The organism is Gemmatimonas sp. (assembly GCF_041689975.1).
Lineage (GTDB): Bacteria > Gemmatimonadota > Gemmatimonadetes > Gemmatimonadales > Gemmatimonadaceae > Gemmatimonas.
Map to the genome: position 1 here is coordinate 1 of NZ_JBDNFF010000342.1, position 17,205 is coordinate 17,205.

A 17,205-nucleotide genomic window follows, 5' to 3' on the forward strand; every position below is an offset into this window, starting at 1 on the left:
CGGCGATCGCGGTAACGGCGATCGCGGTAACGGCGATCGAGGACGCGCTACGTGCCTTCGCGAAGGCGCTTCGTGCCATCCAGTTGTATCTGCCGAACAATCCAACGCGGGCCGCCGCCATCGAGCAGGTGCGGGCCGCGTTCGGCAGGGTCTGGCGAGTGGTGAATCCTCTCGAAATTCGTATCAAGGAAGCGTCGTTCGAATGGGAAGAGCAGACGGTATATCTCGATGCGGAGCGCGGCACCGATGGCTTGCCGTGGCTGCTGTATCGCGATGGATTGCGGACCTTGACCGTGCACAGCGGCTTCGAGACGACGGATCTCGACACGCTGCTGGTTATTCTGCACAAGGCGCGCACTGCCTTGCCGGATGACGATGATCTCGTGACGTTGCTGTGGGTCGCCGACCTTGCGACGCTCGCGTATCGCCACGTCGAGCACGATGCGGTCGGCGACATGCCCGTCGTCGGCGGCGCAGACCGGCCAGGCGTTGCGCTGTTCGCGCCGGGCGTGGCGCCGCTGGCGGTGCCGTCGGTCGAGTCGGCGCCACCAGGCGAGGGCCCGCCCCCTGGTATCGTGCGGGTCGAGGACTTCGACACCACGCTGTACTTCCTCGATACACGGGAGGCCGTGTATCTGCAGGAGGAACTGAAGCGCGAATACGCCGACGACCATCGCCGACTGGTGCTGGCGAGTTTGTTTGACGTGATCGAAGGACAATCCGTTTTGGAGGCGCAGCTCGAGGCCCTGCGCACGGTTGATCAGCTGCTGATCGACTTTCTCACGGTCGGGGAGTACGAGCTCGTGGCGTTCTCCCTCCGAGAGGCGTCGGCCACGTCGCGACGTTTGGCGGCCGACGAGCGGGTCATGACGGCGCTGCGTGACCTTCCGGCGCGGCTCAGCGAGCCCGCGGTGATGTCGCAGTTGCTGCAGGCGCTCGACGAGAGTGCGCGCACGCCAGTGGCGTCGCTGCTCGAGGGGTTGTTCGTGGAGCTGCGGCCGGCGGCCCTCGAACCGCTCGTGGCCTGGCTCGGCATGGCGACAGCCTCTCCGGCGCGGGCGGCCATCGAGCGCGCTTCGGCGCGATTGGCCGGTGCGCACACGGCGGAGTTGGCGCAGTTGCTGGAGCATGCCAACGAGTTCGTCGTGCGCGGTGCGCTACGACTCGCCGCGCAGTTAGCGACGCCGGCTGCGGTGCCGGGACTTGCACGCCTGCTGCGCGGCAGCGACGCGAAGTTGCGCGTCGAGGCGCTCCACGTCCTTGGCGAGGTTGCGTCACCAGCGGCGCTGCAGGCGGTCGAACGCGGAATCGACGACAGCGATCGCGACGTTCGCGTCGCGGCATTTCGGGTGATTGCCACCCGCTCGCACACGGCGGCGCTTCCGCGGCTGCTCGACGCCGTGCGGCGCAAAGAGCTGCGCTCGGCGGACCTGAGCGAGAAGATGGCGCTCTTCGAGGCGTTCGGCAGTATGTGCGGAGATGCCGGCGTATCCGAACTCGACACGCTGCTCAATGCGCGCAGCCTGCTCGGGGCGCGCGAACCGGCGGAGCTTCGTGCGTGTGCCGCCCGCGCCCTCGGCATGGTCGCCTCATCGCTCGCGATTGCCGCGCTGCAGCGTGCGGCCGACACGAAAGACGTCGTCGTGCGCAGCGCCGTCGCGCGCGCGATGCGAGGCAACGCGTGAGCGAGACGCACTTGTCCGTGGCGGCCGACCAGTCGAGTAGTTCGCAGGAGCAGCGCACCGCGCGCGCATTCGTCGTCGCGCTACACGGCGCGGTACGGGCGGTGCGGCTTTATCCGATTGAAAACAGCGCGGTGCAGAAGACGATCGCCGAGCTGGTAAACGCTGCGGAACGCGTCGAGCATACCGACGGACAGTGCCGGTTACGGCGGGTCGGTGATTACCTGTTCGTCAACGAGATGCGTCTCCGACTCACGCTCGACAACTACGCGGCCGTGGCGTACGTGTTGGGTCTCCTGCGCGAGGCCGGGCTGGGCGGCTTCGACGTGACAGCTCACACCACGTCACGTGCTTGGGTTGTGCTGCTGGCGTTTCTGCAGTCTCCGCCGCTCGAGTATCCAGAGGCCGAGCGGCTCGAACAGCTCGCGGCGCGCGTCGCGCAGTCGGGGGTCGCGTGCTTTGAATTCTATCCGCCGGTCGACGAATCCGAGCACCAGGAAGCGGAGCTTGATGCAAAAGAGCGGGCCCGGCAGACATACGTGCGCTCGCTCGACGTGACCCGTGAAGTCATGACGTCGGCGCGCCTAGGGCGCAGCGTCGGCCTCAAGCGGGTCAAGCGCGCGGTGCAGGGCATCGTGGATGCCATCCTCACCGATGCCGCATCGCTGATCGGTCTGACCACATTACGCGAGTTCGACGAATACACGTTCGTGCACAGCGTGAACGTGAGCATTCTTTCCGTGGCACTGGGACGTCGGCTCGGATTGACCAAGCTTCAGCTGCTGGACCTCGGCCTCGCGGCGTTGCTGCACGACATGGGCAAGTCCCGCATCCCGCTCGACCTGCTGAACAAACGAGGCTCGCTCGACGATGATGAACGCGCGATCCTGCAGACGCACACGTGGCAAGGCGTGCTGTCGATGTTCGCGATGCCGACCGGCTCGGTGCGCCCGTGGCGCGCCATGACGACGGCCTACGAGCATCACATGCGCATCGACCTGTCGGGGTATCCCATTCCGCTGCGGTCGCGACGACTCACGCTGTACAGCAAGATCATCTCGGTGGCCGACGGGTTCGATGCGGCGACCACCACGCGCGTGTACCAGGACGTGCCGTGGACGCCGGCCGACGTGCTGCGCGGCATGCGCGACAATCCGCGCCTCGGACTCGATCCCGTGGTCGTGAAGGCGTTCATCAACCTCACGGGGATCTATCCCGTGGGCACATTGGTCGTGCTCGACTCTCTCGCCTTGGCAATGGTCGTCGCCGCGAACCCGGATCCGACGGCGCTGTCGCGTCCCCTCGTGCGCATGATCACGGACGCCCAGGGCAACCGGCTCCACGATCTGCAGGTGTACGACCTGACATCTTGCGACGCATCCGGCCACTTTGCATACACCATCATCCGGACCGAGGACCCACAACGCTATGGCATCAGTATCAGTGATTACTTCGCCTGACGTCTCCGCCCCTGCGGCCTCCCGGCTCTCGGCGCGATTTGCCGCGCTGGCGGCCGAAGGTCGGCGGGCTCTTGTTTGTTACGTCACGGCGGGGCATCCCGATCCTGAACAGAGCGTGACGCTGCTGCGTGGGATCGCTGCCGCCGGCGCCGATGTCATCGAGATTGGCGTGCCGTTCTCCGATCCAATGGCCGACGGTCCGGTCATCCAGCAGAGCTCCCAGGTCGCCCTCGATCACGGGGTGAATCTCGAGCGCGCATTGCGAATCGTACGCGACGCGGCGCTCGACGTGCCGGTGGTGCTGTTCAGTTACCTCAACCCGATCATCGCCGCCGGTCCCGACGTGTTGGCGCGGGCACGTGCCGCCGGTGTCGATGGCGTGCTCGTGACCGACTTGCCGGTCGGTGCCGACCCGGCGCGCGAAGCGTGGTTCGGAGCGAGTGGCCTCGACTTCGTGCGCTTGGTGGCGCCGACAACGCCGGCCCCTCGCATGGCCGAAATCGCGCGTCATGGCGGCGGATTCGTGTATCTGATCAGCCGGCTCGGGGTCACCGGGGAACGCGCCGAGCTGCCACCGGATCTTCCCCAAACGGTGGCACGGCTTCGCACGTCGACCTCACTGCCGATCTGCATCGGCTTCGGCATTTCCACGCCGGCGCAGGCCAAGGCGGCGGCACAGCTGGGGGATGGGGTGGTCGTGGGGAGCGCTTTGGTGAGGGCCGCCGGTCGCTCCGTGCAGGAAGCCATCGAACTCACGGCGGCACTTCGCGCGGCGATCGACGAGATCTGACGAACACCGTGACATCGGGGATGCGCCTCGAACTGCCGTCATGGTCGATCGTGACCGACAAACGGCGCGCGCACATCGCGCGCGTCGTGGCGCTGCTGCGCACTTGGGCAGTCGCCCTCGGGCTGCCGTCAGCGGACGTGCAAGCCTGGAGCGACGCGGGCGCGTGGCACGACGCGTTGCGTGACGCCGACGAGCCGACGCTGCGCGCCGACACGGGTGATCTTACGCGCCCGTTCGGAATGCTGCACGGCCCGGCGGCGGCGATACGACTCGCCGCGCTCGGAGAAACGCGTCAGGATGTACTCGACGCCGTTCGCTGGCACACGGTCGGTCGGAGCAGCTGGTCGCGCGTGGGTCGAGCACTGTACATGGCGGACTTCCTCGAACCGGGGCGTTCGTTCATGCAGGCTGATCGCGCCTTTTTCGCCAGCAGCGTGCCGCTCGCGTTCGATCAGGTGTTTCGCCAGGTCGTCCGCATGCGTCTCGAGTGGGCGATTCGCGAAGGGAAGGGGCTCGCGCCGGAAACCGTGGCGTTATGGGAAAGTGTGCGATGACGTCCGCGCCGGGCTGGCCGTCGATGCCGGCACAGGAATCGCCACGACGCAAGCGTGGGGGCTGGGTTATCGTCGCGTTGCTGGCGATGGTGCTGCTTGGCGCCGGCTCGGCGTGGTGGCGCACGCGGGCCACGCCTGCGGTCAGCGCCGCGCGGGGCACGATGGCCGCGGTGGATGATTCGCTTGCACGCGCGCCAAGTGATCGTCGAGTGCGCGTGCGTGTGCTGAATGCATCCGGCACGCGCGGCTCTGCGCGCCGCGCCACGCTCGAGTTGCGTGATCGGGGGTTTGATGTGGTCGAGTATGAAACCGAGCAGGGCACGGGGAGAAGCAGGACGTTGATCGTCTCGCACACCGGACACGGCGACTGGGCCGAACGGCTGCAGCGTGCGTTCGGGACCGGCACCATCGAAGTGCGTCCCGATTCGCTACGCTACGTGGACCTCACTGTCTTCGTGGGTCGCGACTGGAAGCCGGCGACCGAGACGCTCCGTCCGTAGTTGGCCGCACGCAGCGGCAATGTCGAGCCCACGACTGCGGCGCACCGCCGTTTCCACGCCGCGCGCGCGCAGTGCACGTGTAAACGAAGCGATCGCCGAGGCTGGCGACGGGACGAAACCCATCGTTCCTCCGGGGTGTAGCGGAATCAGATTCACGAAGGCGCGGCACTCGCGGGCCAACTGCGCCAGTTGCACGGCATGCGCGGGCTGATCGTTGACGCCGCCCAGCATCACGTATTCGAACGTGACGCGGCGATCGAAGGTCGCGGCCGCCGCAATCACGTCGGCCAGGGGATACTTCGTGTTGACCGGCATCAACGAGTCTCGCAGTTCGTCGCTTGGCGCATGAATCGAAATGGCGAGGCGAAACTGTTCGGGACGTTCCGACAGCGCCACGATGCCCGGCAGCACGCCGACGGTGGAGATCGTGATGTGTCGCGCCCCGATGCCCAGCGCGCGCGGATCGTTCAGCAGCGACAGCGTGGGATCCACCGCCTTCCAGTTCATCATCGGTTCGCCCATGCCCATGAACACGATGTTCGTGGGAATGGTCGGCGGCGACATCAGACGAAGTTCACGCACCTGTCCGGCGATCTCCGACGGCGTCAAGTTGCGTTGGAATCCCATCGCGCCGGTGGCGCAGAACGCGCACTGGAGCGCGCAGCCCGCTTGCGACGAAATGCACAAGGTGATCCGGTCGCCGTCGGGGATGGACACCGTCTCGATCAGCTGCCCGTCGGACATCCGGAAGAGAAACTTCTCGGTGCCGTCGGTCGACGTCTGGCGAGTGGTGAGTTCAAGCTGGGGCAGATGAAACGATTGCGTGAGCGCCTCGCGAAGCGCTTTGGGCAGCTCGGTGATTTCGTCGAACGACCGAACGGGACGGTGCCAGAGTCGGGCAAAAATCTGCGCCGCTCGATACGACGGCTCACCACGTTCGGTCAGCCACGCCAGGAGTCGCGAGATAGCCGCATCCGGCGCGAGGTCGAGCAGGTTTTCGGTAGCGATCGTGGTTGACATCATTCCTTGAGAATCGAACTGAGCGTGAACTGATAAACGGGTCCGAGCCCGGAGATGCCTTCCTCGCGCGCCAGACCAACCACATACCGCGCATAGTACACTGCAATCCCGGAGCGGATGCGCGTCATGCTGCCAGCTCCGGCCGATGTCCGGACGATCGAGGCACGCGCTTCCAGTCGGTCCAGTCGACCCGAGACAAAGGGGCCGCGCTCATTCGCGCCGCGATTGACGTTGTTCTGACTCATGCCGAGGCGAAGCTCCCGTGATGCCGAATCGCCGACCACACGGGCGTCGATGGCCGCGACGAACGCCGGCCGATCCTCGATCTCTCGCCCCGGTCGCCAGAGGAAGCTCGAAAGGGCGACGCGGGCGTTCTGCCACGGGAGATCGTGGACGACTACGCCCATGTCGGCCGCGATGGCGGAGTTCACCTCTTGATCAGCCCGTCCCTCGCGCCACCGTATCGCCAGTCCGGCGGTGACGTGGGGCACGAGCGTGCGAGCGGCGGTGGCGCTGATCAAGAGGCTGGCATAGCTGATGTCACCGACGCTCTGCGGGTCGCTGTCCGTGCGTACGAGCCCAGCCACCGAACTCCGCGCCACCGAGAGGCCCAAGGTGGTGCCTGAGGCACGGCGAAACGAAGCGGAGAGCAGCTGCCCATCGGCGCCCTGCTGCGCACCGGTCGACAACGACGCTACGCCGAGGCGGATCCGTTCGCCACGCCGCAGTGCGGACACTGCCGGATTCCACAATCCCGCGCCGGGCTCTGCCGCCAAGGCGGCAGGCTCGAGAACGGCACCAAGTGGAAACTCCCAAAGATCGCGCGCGGGCACCGGCTGCGCGGTGAGCCCGCGGGCCCAACAAAACGCGGCGATCCCGCAGATAAGCATGCGGCGCATAGGGGACACTAACGGCCACCGCCTTGGCGGGTCAAGCGAATGCCCGTTCGCTATCGCTACCGAGATCGACGTAAATCGTTTAACTTTCATCGTTTGCGGCCGTTCATCGGCCCGGTCACTTTCCTGGTTCGCCCCGTCCGGAGCGTCGCACGTAATGTCGTCTTTGCCAGAGCAGTCCGTGCTCGCTACATCCCTTCGTACCGACACCTGCGGCCTCCTGCGCACGGACGACGTCGGGCGCACTGTCCGCTTGGGCGGATGGGTGCACCGAAGCCGCGACCTGGGAGGCCTCGTCTTCATCGATCTGCGCGATCGCACGGGGCTTCTCCAATTGGCCTTCGGGCCGGCGTGGAGCGATGCGGAGACGTTGCGCATGGCCGCGGCGGTGGGTGTCGAGTCGGTGGTATTGTGCGAAGGTGAGGTGGTCGCGCGCGAACCGGAGCGGCAGAATCCGGACATGCAGACCGGCACGATCGAAGTGCGCGTCACCTCGCTGCGTGTGGTCGGTCCGGCGGTCACGCCGGCGCTTCCAGTGGCGCGGGGACGTGGCGAGAAGATGGCCGCCGAAGAGCTGCGCTTGCGTCATCGATACCTCGATCTGCGTCGTCCGGAACTACAGGACAATCTCGTGCTTCGGCATCGGCTGCTGCAGGTATCCCGCCGCTTTCTCAGCGACCGTGGATACCTCGAACTCGAAACCCCGATTCTCACGAAGCCGACACCGGAAGGCGCGCGCGACTATCTCGTGCCGAGCCGCGTGCATCCGGGGGAATTCTACGCGCTGCCCCAGTCGCCGCAGATCTACAAGCAGCTGTTCATGTGTTGCGGCTTCGACCGCTATTTCCAGATCGCGCGCTGTTTCCGCGATGAAGATCTGCGGGCCGATCGTCAGCCGGAGTTCACACAGATCGACATCGAGGCGTCATTCATCGAGCGTGAGGATATTCTTGCGCTTGCCGAAGGCCTGATCGGTGCACTCTGGACCGAAGCGGGCCACACCATCCCGGCGCACTTCGATCGCATGAGCTATCGCGATGCGATGGAGTTCTACGGGTGTGATCGCCCCGACCTGCGGTACGAGCTTCGGCTGGCCGACTACACGGCGGTATTCGCCGGTCTCGATTTCGCCGTCACGGCAAGCGCCATCGCGGGCGGGTCTCGCGTGCGCGGAATCATCGTGCCCGGTGGTGCAGTGTGGAGTCGCAAGCAGGTGGACGAGCTGGAAGCCCTGGCGAAGAGCGCCGGCGCGGGAGGCCTACTGCGCCTGCGTCACGCGGATGGTGCATACGATGGACCGTTGGCCAAATTCCTGACCGACGACGCGCGCACGACGCTCGCGCTCACCGACGGAGACCTCGCGTTGTTCGTCGCAGCCCCTGATCGCGTCGCGAGCCCGGCACTTGATCGCGTTCGCCAGGAATGTGCCCGGCGGCTCGATCTCGTCGACAACACGGTGCAACGGTTCATCGTGGTGATGGACTTCCCGATGTTCGAGGAGGATCCCACCACCGGCGCACTCGCGGCGGTGCATCATCCGTTCACGGCGCCCCATCCCGAAGACATGCACGCGTTTCCCGACCAGCCCGCGCGTTGGCGCGCCCTGGCCTATGACGTCGTGCTGAACGGGACGGAGCTTGGCGGTGGCAGCATTCGCATCAGTGATCCGGCCATGCAGTCGCGGATGTTCTCGTTGCTCGGTATCGGCGACGTGGCCGATCAGGAGCGCCGTTTCGGCTTCCTGCTGGAAGGACTCCGGGCCGGTGCGCCGCCGCACGGCGGCATCGCGTTCGGTTTCGATCGTATCGTGATGCTGCTCTCGGGCGCGCCGTCGCTGCGCGAGGTGATTGCCTTCCCCAAGACGACCGCCGCCCGCTCGCTGTTTGAAGGAGCGCCTGTCGCGGTGCCTGCTGAAGATCTGGCCGAGCTGCACCTCACCGTCACCGGGATCGACACGTGAGCGGCAACGATCGCGTACCCGAAACCGTGACCACCCGCGTATCAGTCGAAGGCGCGGATATGCAGATGCTCGCGGGCGTCAACGACGGCAACCTTGTGGAGCTCGGGCGCGCCACGGGCACCCGCGTCGCGCTTCGTGGCGACAGCCTCTCCGTCACCGGCGATACCGACAACGTGGCGCGCGCCGAGTCCATCGCCACCGCGATGGTCCTGCTCGTGCGCGAAGGAAAGACGCTGAGCGCCGACGATGTGCTGCGCCTGTCGCTCACGCAACGTCCGGCCGAAGCACCATCGGCAACGAATGGCGCGCTGGTGCTGCCGGGCGCGCGACGTGCCGTGCAGCCCAAAACGCCGGGGCAGGCGGAGTACCTGAAGCAGATCGGCGCGCATGATATTGTCGTGGGCATCGGTCCTGCCGGCACGGGCAAAACCTATCTCGCGGTCGCGGCGGCCGTCGATGCGCTCATGCGCAAGCGCGTCCGGCGCATCGTGCTGGCGCGTCCCGCCGTCGAGGCAGGGGAGAACCTCGGCTTTCTGCCGGGCGACATGCAGGCCAAGATCGATCCGTACCTGCGCCCGCTGTATGATGCCCTCGATGACCTCATTCCGGTCGAGCGCCTTCAAAAGCTCATCGAAACGCGCACCATCGAAGTGGCGCCGCTCGCCTTCATGCGCGGCCGCACGCTCAGCGATGCGTTCGTGATTCTCGACGAAGCGCAGAACGCGACCGGCTCGCAGATGAAGATGTTTCTCACGCGTCTGGGCGTGAGCTCGAAGATCGTGATTACCGGCGACAAGACGCAGGTCGACTTGCCGCGCCGCGAAGACTCGGGACTGATGCAGATCGAACGCATTCTGCATGGGATCGAGGGGATCTCGTTTCACTACTTCACCGACGCCGATGTGGTTCGTCATCGCTTGGTGCGCGACATCATACGCGCCTACAACGCCGATGCGGCCGGCGCGTGAGCACCATGCGTGAGAACCCGCGCGCCGTCTCGGTGCAAGCCGATGGGGTTCGCCTGGCGGTCGCCGCTGACCGACTCGTCGATCTGTCGCGCAACGTGCTTCGCGCGTTGAAGGTGCCGCGGGCCATGATCAGCGTGACGTTCGTCTCGTCGCGCGCGAGCGCAACGCTCAATCGTCGGCATCTCGGCCATCGCGGACCAACCGATGTGATCACGTTCGCGCTCGGAGCCGATCCCGCGGGCACCGTGATTGCGGATATTTACATCTGCCCGGACGTCGCGCGCCTTCAGGCGAAGGAATTCGGTGTCGGGGTCCGTGAAGAACTTGCCCGTCTCGTCGTGCACGGAATACTGCACGCGTGCGGATGGGAGCATCCTGACGGTGAAGAACGGATGACGTCGCCGATGTGGCGACGCCAGGAGCAACTGCTGCAACGCTTCTGGATCACGCCGTCCCGCACCGCATGAGTGCAGTCGCGTGGGGGCTGGCGACCGGTGGAGCTGTTGTGGCCGCACTCGCCGCCGTCGCCGATGGTGCGCTGCTGTCGGAGCCGCCCCTTTCGGCGATACCCGCCGAGCGCTCCACGCTCGCGCCGCCGGCACCGGTGGTGCCGCGACCTGTACCATCGCGAGAACGGACGCACCGCGCGCTGGCGTTCGCGCGCGTGCTCGGCCACCTTGCCGCGGGCTCCGGCATTGCCGTCGGGTTGGATCTCTCCGGACGAGCGACCCTGTCCACCGTCGCGCTGCTGTTCGGCCTTGGACTGGCGGTCGTTCTGGCCGCCGAGACCACGGCACGCGTGGTCGGTGATGCCCTCGGCGAAGATGCCGAGGAGCGTCTGGCGTGGTTCTCGAACGGAGCGGAGACGTTGTTTGCCCCCATCGTGCGGCTTGGCAATTGGGTCGAGGCCGCATTCGCGGAAGTCGTCTCGGATGCCGACGCGACCATCGAACGTCGCGAAGAGGCAGCGGCCCAGTTCCGCGAGGTGATCACCAGCGAAGCGGACGTGTCACGTGACGAGCGCGACCTGCTGCTCGGTGTGTTCGAGTTTGGTGAGACCACCGTCGAGGAAGTGATGGTTCCGCGCGTTGACATTGTCGGCATCGAGCAAGACACGCCGTGGTCGGAGATGCTCGATCGCGTGCGGAGTGCTCAGCATTCGCGTGTGCCGATCTTCGAGGATACGATCGATGAGATCGTCGGCATCCTGTACGTGAAGGATCTGTTGCCGTCCGTGTTGGCTGACGACGAGCCAGAGGGCGGCTGGCGGACGCTGTTGCGTCCGCCGGTGTTCATTCCGCCATCGAAGCGCATTGCCGATTTGCTTCGTGAATTTCGCGTGGCGGGTCGGCATATCGCGGTGGTGGCCGACGAGTACGGCGGCACGGCGGGCCTCGTGACCATCGAGGATGTGCTCGAAGAACTGGTCGGCGAGATCCGCGACGAGTACGACGAAGAAGAACGGCAGGTCGAGAACGAAGCAGGACTCCGCTTCTGGGTCTCCGGGCAGCTGACGCTCGATGACTTGTCGGAGGCCCTGTCGCACGACTTCCGTCGGGACGATGTGTCGACCGTCGGTGGGCTGGTGCTGGAGTTGCTGGGGCGCGTGCCACGCGCTGGCGAAGCGCTCGCGGTTGGACCGTTCAAGGTGATCGTGGAGCGCGTCGTTCGCCGCAAGATCGAGCGCGTGTTTCTCGAACGTGTGCAGCCGCTCGACTCGACGGCGACGGGAGAGAGCTGATGCCGTTGCTGCTGATACTGCTGTCGGTCGCCATCGTGGCAACGCTCACGCTTGCCGCTACGGCCGTGCGTGCGGTGAGTCGATTGTGGCTGCGACACTGGATTGAACGACGACACAGCGGCACAGGCGCGATGACGCGATATCTGGAGCGTCCGGCGCGGCTCCTGCACGCGGCGGCGACGGCGAGCATGCTGACCGTGTTTGCCACCGGATCGATGATCGCGATGGCCGACGGTCTCCGCGCGTGGGAGTTTCTGATCGACGTGGTGCTCTATCTCGCGCTCCTGGTGCTGGTCGGTCAGCTGCTGCCGCGCGCGGTGGGACGACGCTGGGCGCCGCAGCTCGTACCCGTGCTCGTGCCGTTGCTGCGCCTCGTGGACCTGCTGCTGACGCCCTTTCAAGCGGTCGCCGATCTCGCGCGCCGCGCGATGACCTCCGGACAGCAGTCACGTGTGGACGATGACGCGCGTGATGGGCTCGAGGAGTTGCTGCGTGACGGTGCGTTCGACGACATCAGCACGACCGAAGAAATGGCGATCATCTCTGGTGTCGTACAGTTCGGAGACAAGAGCGTGCAGGACGTCATGACACCGCGCGCGAAGATCTTTGCGCTGCCCGACGGTTTGCCGGCGGCGGACCTCGCCGTGCGTGTGGCGCAGGCCGGCTACAGCCGCGTACCGGTGTATGGCGATTCACCGGACCAGATCATCGGTATGGTGCACGTCTTCGACGTGTTCGTGCGCAGTGGTGAAACGTTACCGCCTATCCGTCCGGTAACGGTGACCACGTCGGCGAAATCCGCGAAAGAATTGCTCTTCGAGCTGCTGCGCTCGCGTCGACAATTGGCGATTGTTCAGGATGACGCGACGGTCGTCGGGCTGGTGACGCTTGAAGACCTGCTCGAGGAGTTAGTGGGCGACATCCGAGATGAACACGACGACGAGTGACGATGACTGACGCGATGTCTCGACTGTTGGAGCAATTCCGTGCTGGCAAGCCGGCCGCGCTGGCGCGTGCCGTCAGCATCGTGGAGAATCACCGTCCGGGTTTCGAGCAGATTCTCTCGGCCGTGCATCCCACACTCGGGCGCGCACGTCGTATCGGGATCACCGGGCCGCCCGGCGCTGGCAAGAGCACGCTCACCACGCGCCTGGCGCGACGGTATCGCCACGCCGGGCTGCGCGTCGGAATCGTGGCCGTCGATCCCACGTCGCCGTTCACCGGTGGCGCGCTCCTTGGTGATCGGATTCGGATGGAGGAGGTCGCGCTCGATCCCGGCGTCTTCATTCGCTCGATGGCCACCCGTGGGTCGTTGGGGGGGCTGGCCACGTCCACGCGGGAAGTGTGCGATGTGCTGGACGGGTTCGGCATGGACGTCATCCTGCTCGAAACCGTCGGCGTGGGCCAAAGCGAACTCGATATTTCGAGGGCGGCCGATACCACGCTGGTGGTCCTGGTCCCCGAATCCGGCGACTCGATTCAGACGCTCAAGGCGGGCGTGATGGAGATTGCCGATGTCTTCGCCGTGAACAAGGCCGATCGTCCCGGCGCGGATCGCCTGCGCAACGACATCGAACTCATGCTTGGCCTGCGTGCCGGCGCTACCATGCCGAACGCTCCGGCTCACCATGGCATTGAGTTTCGGAACATGCCGGACCGTGACGCCTTGGGGGATGCCATGAATCCGGCGCGCGCCGCGCGAGCGGCCGCCCAAGCGGAACTTCCCGTGCAGTGGACCCCACCGGTCCTGCGGGTCATCGCATCCCAGAACGAGGGGGTCGACGAAGTCCTCGACGCTCTCGAGCGACACGCGCGCTATCTTGAGACCAGTGGAGAGCTTCGGTCGCGCCGGCGGGCTCGCTTGCGTGAGCGGGTGATCGAAATAGTGGACCAGCAGATCCGTCGGCGCCTATGGCAGGATCAGGATACATTGGCGTGGGTGGACGAACGACTCGATGCGCTCGAGGCAGGCACACAGGTTCCGTTCGCCGTTGCCGACGCCCTCAGGGCCCGCAGTGCCGTACTTCTCACCGGCGCCGAGTACGCGCCGCTTCAGGATGGATGAGCGCATGACGACGATTCAGGAACTCGGGGATGTAGTCCGCCAGCAGCAGGAAGAGCTCGACGGGCTGCGCCGTGAAGTCGGTCAGTGGCGGCGGCAGTACGACACGGGTCGTAAGCGCGACATTGCGTTCACCAATTCGGCGAACGAAGTGCCGCCACTCTACACGGCGCTCGATCTCGAAAACACGGCGGGCTCGGCGTTCGAACTGCCCGGTCAGTGGCCGTTCACGCGTGGCATTCATCCCACCGGCTATCGCGGCAAGCTTTGGACGATGCGCCAGTTCGCTGGATTCGGGACGGCGAAAGAGACCAATCAGCGCTACAAGTTCCTGCTTTCTCAGGGACAAACCGGCCTCTCCGTGGCATTCGACTTTCCCACGCTGATGGGCTACGACGCCGATCATTCGCGCTCTGAAGGGGAAGTCGGCAAGTGCGGTGTGTCGATCTCGTCGATGGCCGATATGGAAACACTTTTCGAGGGGATCCCTCTCGACAAGGTGTCCACGTCGATGACGATCAACGGGCCGGCGATCATCCTGCTGTGCTTCTACATCGCGGCGGCGGAGAAGCAGGGCGTCAGCGCCGACCAGCTGCAGGGCACGGTGCAGAATGACATCCTCAAGGAGTACATGGCGCAGCACGCCTGGTGCTTCCCGATCGAGCCGGCACTTCGCCTGATCGTCGACGGGTTCGAATGGTGCGCGAAGCACACGCCGAACTGGAACACGATATCCATCTCCGGCTACCACATCCGCGAAGCGGGTGCCACGGCCGCACAGGAGCTCGCGTTCACGCTGGCCGACGGTTTCACGTACGTGGAGCGCGGCGTCGCGCGCGGACTCGATGTCGATGAGTTCGCGCCCCGTCTCTCGTTTTTCTGGGACATTCACAACGACTTCTTCGAGGAGATCGCGAAACTGCGCGCGGCACGTCGAATCTGGGCGCGCCATCTCAAGGAGCGTTTCGGTGCAAAGAATCCACGTTCGTGGATGATGCGCTTCCATTCGCAGACCGCTGGCGTCACCCTCACCGCGCAGCAGCCGACGAACAACGTGGTCCGCGTCGCCTATCAGGCGCTGGCGGCGGTGCTGGGCGGTACGCAGTCATTGCACACCAACTCGATGGACGAGACGCTGTCGCTGCCAACCGAGGAAGCGGTGCAGGTCGCGTTGCGGACGCAACAGATTCTCGCGTACGAGACTGGCGTGCCGCACGTGATGGACCCCCTCGGCGGATCGTACTACATCGAGGCACTGACCGATCAGATGGAGCAGGAGGCCGAAGCACTCTTCGCGCAAATCGACGAATTCGGCGGCGTCGTAAAGGGCCTAGAAGAGGGCTGGTTCCAGAAAAAGATCGCCGAAAGTGCCGCGCGTCAGCAGTGGGAGATCGAGCAGCGCCGCAAGCTCGTCGTCGGCGTCAATGAGTTCGTCACCGATGAACCCGAACTCTCGATTCCGATCCTGCGCATCGGCGAGTACGCCGAGAAGGAACAACGCGAACGCCTGGGCGCGTTGCGTGCGTCGCGCGATAGTGCGTTGGTGGCAGAACGGCTCGACGCCCTCCGAAACGCCGCACGGGGCACCGAAAACGTGGTGCCCCGCATTCTCGACTGCGCTCGTGCGTACTGCACACTTTTCGAAATCCGCGCCGCGTTGGAAGATGTGTTCGGCGCGTATCGCGAGCCCGTGTTCTTTTAGCTCGATTCACTCCGCGAGCAGTCGTTCCATCGCAGCGAGGTCGCGCAGAAATGCGCTGGCCGGCTGCGCGGTCATTTGGCTGGGGTCGGACTGACGCGAACCCGAGTGTTTAAGAAGCAGCGTCTGGCGCGCGGCAGTGACGGCGTCGTTCCAGTCCACGATCTTCATGGACCATTCGGCGAAGTCGCGCGAACTGATCTCCTCGATACTCAGAAGTTGGCAGTTGGTGTGCCGCGTATCCTTGGCGATGTGGTGATACAGCGTGTTCACCGCGAGCCGCTCACCCTCGAGCGCCTGCAGGAACTGACCGCCACCGTAGCAGAGCATACCCGTGATGGCGCGTTCACGGTTCGTCTCGGCCGCCTTGTCCATGATGGTCATGAAGTCGCGGTAGCGCAGGCCTTCCTGCGCATCGCTCGAGTAGAGCAAACGGATCGTGTGCATATCGCTCTTGTTGACATTCGAGGTCAGACCTGACATGCGGCGACCCTCGCGCCGGCACGTTGGCGACTTGTGTGTGACCACAGTGGTATCTAGCGTGTTTGGATGAAGACGACCAGTCCTTGGTGGGCCACGCACTTCGATGCGCAGTATCTCCACGAGTACGAACCCCTTTTCAATCTCGTGCAGGATCGTCGTGAGGTTGCCCGACTTCTCGACGTCCTCGAGTTGCCGTCCGGCGCTCGGATTCTCGATTGTCCCTGCGGGCAGGGGCGCCACGCACACCTGCTGGCGGAAGCCGGCTTCAACGTGGACGGTCTCGATTACTCCAAGCCGCTGCTTGACGTGGCGAAGCGCCGAGGAGCCGGTAAGACGCTGCGGTACACGCAGGGAGACATGCGAAAGCTGTCGGCCAAATGGACCGGGCGCTTCGACGCCGTCGTCAACTTGTTCACGTCGTTCGGGTTTTTCGACGATCCCTATGACGATCGGCAGGTGCTGGCCCAGTTCGCGCGTGTGCTCAAGCCCGGCGGACTGCTGATTTGGCACGGCGGAAGCCGGGATGGCGTCATGGCGCGCTTTCTGGCCCGTGACTGGTGGACCACGGAGGATGGGACCGTTTTCGGGCAGGAGCGTCACTTCGACCCGCTGTCGGGCTTCCTCGAGATCACGTCCACGTGGCGCGGGCCGAAGGGCGACGGAGAACGGACCCATCGCATCCGGCTCTATTCGGCATCGGACCTGGCGGCGCGCCTGCAAGAGGTTGGTCTGGTGGTCGAGCAGGCCTTTGATGCCTGGACTGAACGCCCGCTCTCGCGCAAATCCAGCGAAATGCTGCTGGTGGCGCGTAAGGACGGGTGAGTAGCTTGAAGGGCTGCCGCGCGGAATCCTCGCGTCGGCGGCGCCCGACCCCGGGTCCTTTCTCGTTTGCCCTCCGATGACTCGACCGATTCGCGTACTCGTGGCCAAGCCTGGCCTCGACGGCCATGATCGCGGCGCCAAGGTGGTGGCTGCCGCGCTCCGTGACGCCGGCATGGAAGTGATCTACACCGGTTTGCACCAGACCCCTGAGATGATCGCTTCGGCGGCCATTCAGGAAGATGTGGACGTGGTGGGCCTCTCGATCCTGAGCGGCGCGCATATGACGCTCTTCCCGCGGGTTCGGGATCTTCTGGTCGAGGCAGGACGCGACGATATTCTGCTCACCGGCGGTGGCATCATTCCGAAAGAAGACATGGATGCCCTCCAGCAGCGTGGCGTCGCCCGCCTGTTCGGACCGGGCACGAGTACGCAGGACCTCGTGGACTACATCCGCGACTGGTTCGCGTCCCGTCAACAACAAGACGCGTGAGCGGGCGGCTTCGCCGGCTCGCTGACGACGTTCGCGCGCTGGAAGCCCGCCTCCGACTCGGGGGCGGACCGGACAAGA

General features: G+C 65.4%; 17 protein-coding genes. 14 read left to right on the forward strand and 3 right to left on the reverse strand.

The genetic code is table 11. The features are described from left to right. The 5 genes from ACESNG_RS20335 to ACESNG_RS20355 form a co-directional block, all read left to right on the forward strand. Positions 1 to 1,685 (forward strand): HEAT repeat domain-containing protein (locus ACESNG_RS20335; protein ID WP_373070587.1); only part of this gene is annotated, 1,685 nt, incomplete at its 5' end. Beyond that, positions 1,682 to 3,142, forward strand: coding sequence for an HD-GYP domain-containing protein (locus ACESNG_RS20340; RefSeq protein WP_373064425.1), 1,461 nt, complete (start codon positions 1,682 to 1,684; stop codon positions 3,140 to 3,142). The genes ACESNG_RS20335 and ACESNG_RS20340, both read left to right, overlap by 4 nt. Next, positions 3,111 to 3,932: a tryptophan synthase subunit alpha gene (gene trpA, locus ACESNG_RS20345; protein ID WP_373064423.1), complete on the forward strand. Its 822-nt coding sequence runs from the start codon at positions 3,111 to 3,113 to the stop codon at positions 3,930 to 3,932. The genes ACESNG_RS20340 and trpA overlap by 32 nt, the downstream gene beginning before the upstream one ends. Positions 3,933 to 3,952: 20 nt before the next feature. Beyond that, positions 3,953 to 4,486: a hypothetical protein gene (locus tag ACESNG_RS20350; protein WP_373064421.1), complete on the forward strand. Its 534-nt coding sequence runs from the start codon at positions 3,953 to 3,955 to the stop codon at positions 4,484 to 4,486. After that, positions 4,483 to 4,986: a LytR C-terminal domain-containing protein gene (locus ACESNG_RS20355; RefSeq protein ID WP_373064419.1), complete on the forward strand. Its 504-nt coding sequence runs from the start codon at positions 4,483 to 4,485 to the stop codon at positions 4,984 to 4,986. Before ACESNG_RS20350 ends, ACESNG_RS20355 begins: the two co-directional genes overlap by 4 nt. Here ACESNG_RS20355 and rlmN read toward each other — a convergent pair. Together rlmN and ACESNG_RS20365 are read right to left on the reverse strand one after the other, a co-directional pair. Next, a complete protein-coding gene (rlmN, locus tag ACESNG_RS20360; protein ID WP_373064417.1) occupies positions 4,915 to 6,009 on the reverse strand; it encodes a 23S rRNA (adenine(2503)-C(2))-methyltransferase RlmN in 1,095 nt (364 codons plus the stop codon). The two genes, ACESNG_RS20355 and rlmN, sit on opposite strands and share 72 nt — an antisense overlap. Beyond that, positions 6,006 to 6,905: a hypothetical protein gene (locus ACESNG_RS20365; RefSeq protein WP_373064415.1), complete on the reverse strand. Its 900-nt coding sequence runs from the start codon at positions 6,903 to 6,905 to the stop codon at positions 6,006 to 6,008. Before ACESNG_RS20365 ends, rlmN begins: the two co-directional genes overlap by 4 nt. 154 nt (positions 6,906 to 7,059) lie before the next feature. Between ACESNG_RS20365 and aspS the strand changes: the two genes are divergently transcribed. The 7 genes from aspS to ACESNG_RS20400 are packed head-to-tail and all read left to right on the forward strand — an operon-like array spanning position 7,060 to position 15,335. Then, a complete protein-coding gene (gene aspS / locus ACESNG_RS20370; RefSeq protein ID WP_373064413.1) occupies positions 7,060 to 8,862 on the forward strand; it encodes an aspartate--tRNA ligase in 1,803 nt (600 codons plus the stop codon). Next, complete coding sequence (locus tag ACESNG_RS20375) at positions 8,859 to 9,830, forward strand: PhoH family protein (RefSeq protein WP_373064411.1); 972 nt, start codon at positions 8,859 to 8,861, stop codon at positions 9,828 to 9,830. The genes aspS and ACESNG_RS20375 overlap by 4 nt, the downstream gene beginning before the upstream one ends. Positions 9,831 to 9,835: 5 nt before the next feature. Continuing rightward, complete coding sequence (gene ybeY, locus ACESNG_RS20380) at positions 9,836 to 10,297, forward strand: rRNA maturation RNase YbeY (protein ID WP_373064429.1); 462 nt, start codon at positions 9,836 to 9,838, stop codon at positions 10,295 to 10,297. After that, the gene (locus tag ACESNG_RS20385) at positions 10,294 to 11,571 is read left to right on the forward strand and encodes a hemolysin family protein (RefSeq protein ID WP_373064409.1); all 1,278 of its coding nucleotides are present in this window, start codon (positions 10,294 to 10,296) and stop codon (positions 11,569 to 11,571) included. Before ybeY ends, ACESNG_RS20385 begins: the two co-directional genes overlap by 4 nt. After that, positions 11,571 to 12,518 carry a CBS domain-containing protein gene (locus ACESNG_RS20390; protein ID WP_373064407.1) on the forward strand — a complete coding sequence of 316 codons (948 nt, stop codon included), beginning with the start codon at positions 11,571 to 11,573 and terminating at the stop codon, positions 12,516 to 12,518. The genes ACESNG_RS20385 and ACESNG_RS20390 overlap by 1 nt, the downstream gene beginning before the upstream one ends. Before the next feature lie 2 nt (positions 12,519 to 12,520). Beyond that, complete coding sequence (gene meaB / locus ACESNG_RS20395) at positions 12,521 to 13,636, forward strand: methylmalonyl Co-A mutase-associated GTPase MeaB (protein WP_373064405.1); 1,116 nt, start codon at positions 12,521 to 12,523, stop codon at positions 13,634 to 13,636. A gap of 4 nt (positions 13,637 to 13,640) precedes the next feature. After that, the gene (locus tag ACESNG_RS20400; RefSeq protein WP_373064403.1) at positions 13,641 to 15,335 is read left to right on the forward strand and encodes a methylmalonyl-CoA mutase family protein; all 1,695 of its coding nucleotides are present in this window, start codon (positions 13,641 to 13,643) and stop codon (positions 15,333 to 15,335) included. A 6-nt stretch (positions 15,336 to 15,341) separates the two neighbouring features. On the opposite strand, the gene ACESNG_RS20405 is transcribed toward ACESNG_RS20400, so the two are convergent. Continuing rightward, complete coding sequence (locus ACESNG_RS20405; RefSeq protein WP_373070589.1) at positions 15,342 to 15,815, reverse strand: BLUF domain-containing protein; 474 nt, start codon at positions 15,813 to 15,815, stop codon at positions 15,342 to 15,344. Between the two features lie 66 nt (positions 15,816 to 15,881). On the opposite strand from ACESNG_RS20405, the gene ACESNG_RS20410 reads away from it, so the two are divergent. Together ACESNG_RS20410 and ACESNG_RS20415 are read left to right on the forward strand one after the other, a co-directional pair. Further along, positions 15,882 to 16,637: a class I SAM-dependent methyltransferase gene (locus ACESNG_RS20410; RefSeq protein WP_373064399.1), complete on the forward strand. Its 756-nt coding sequence runs from the start codon at positions 15,882 to 15,884 to the stop codon at positions 16,635 to 16,637. Positions 16,638 to 16,713: 76 nt separating this feature from the next. Further along, positions 16,714 to 17,127 (forward strand): cobalamin B12-binding domain-containing protein, encoded by a 414-nt coding sequence (locus ACESNG_RS20415; RefSeq protein WP_373064397.1) that lies wholly within the window; start codon positions 16,714 to 16,716, stop codon positions 17,125 to 17,127. Positions 17,128 to 17,205 lie beyond the last annotated feature (78 nt).

Coding starts and splice junctions, on each gene's coding strand:
- ACESNG_RS20405 (WP_373070589.1), bottom strand. CDS start 15,815: ATGTCAGGTCTGACCTCGAATGTCAACAAGAGCGATATGCACACGATC.
- ACESNG_RS20350 (WP_373064421.1), top strand. CDS start 3,953: ATGCGCCTCGAACTGCCGTCATGGTCGATCGTGACCGACAAACGGCGC.
- rlmN (WP_373064417.1), bottom strand. CDS start 6,009: ATGATGTCAACCACGATCGCTACCGAAAACCTGCTCGACCTCGCGCCG.
- ACESNG_RS20365 (WP_373064415.1), bottom strand. CDS start 6,905: ATGCGCCGCATGCTTATCTGCGGGATCGCCGCGTTTTGTTGGGCCCGC.
- ACESNG_RS20385 (WP_373064409.1), top strand. CDS start 10,294: ATGAGTGCAGTCGCGTGGGGGCTGGCGACCGGTGGAGCTGTTGTGGCC.
- aspS (WP_373064413.1), top strand. CDS start 7,060: ATGTCGTCTTTGCCAGAGCAGTCCGTGCTCGCTACATCCCTTCGTACC.
- ACESNG_RS20390 (WP_373064407.1), top strand. CDS start 11,571: ATGCCGTTGCTGCTGATACTGCTGTCGGTCGCCATCGTGGCAACGCTC.
- ACESNG_RS20415 (WP_373064397.1), top strand. CDS start 16,714: ATGACTCGACCGATTCGCGTACTCGTGGCCAAGCCTGGCCTCGACGGC.
- ACESNG_RS20400 (WP_373064403.1), top strand. CDS start 13,641: ATGACGACGATTCAGGAACTCGGGGATGTAGTCCGCCAGCAGCAGGAA.
- trpA (WP_373064423.1), top strand. CDS start 3,111: ATGGCATCAGTATCAGTGATTACTTCGCCTGACGTCTCCGCCCCTGCG.
- meaB (WP_373064405.1), top strand. CDS start 12,521: ATGACTGACGCGATGTCTCGACTGTTGGAGCAATTCCGTGCTGGCAAG.
- ACESNG_RS20410 (WP_373064399.1), top strand. CDS start 15,882: ATGAAGACGACCAGTCCTTGGTGGGCCACGCACTTCGATGCGCAGTAT.
- ACESNG_RS20355 (WP_373064419.1), top strand. CDS start 4,483: ATGACGTCCGCGCCGGGCTGGCCGTCGATGCCGGCACAGGAATCGCCA.
- ybeY (WP_373064429.1), top strand. CDS start 9,836: ATGCGTGAGAACCCGCGCGCCGTCTCGGTGCAAGCCGATGGGGTTCGC.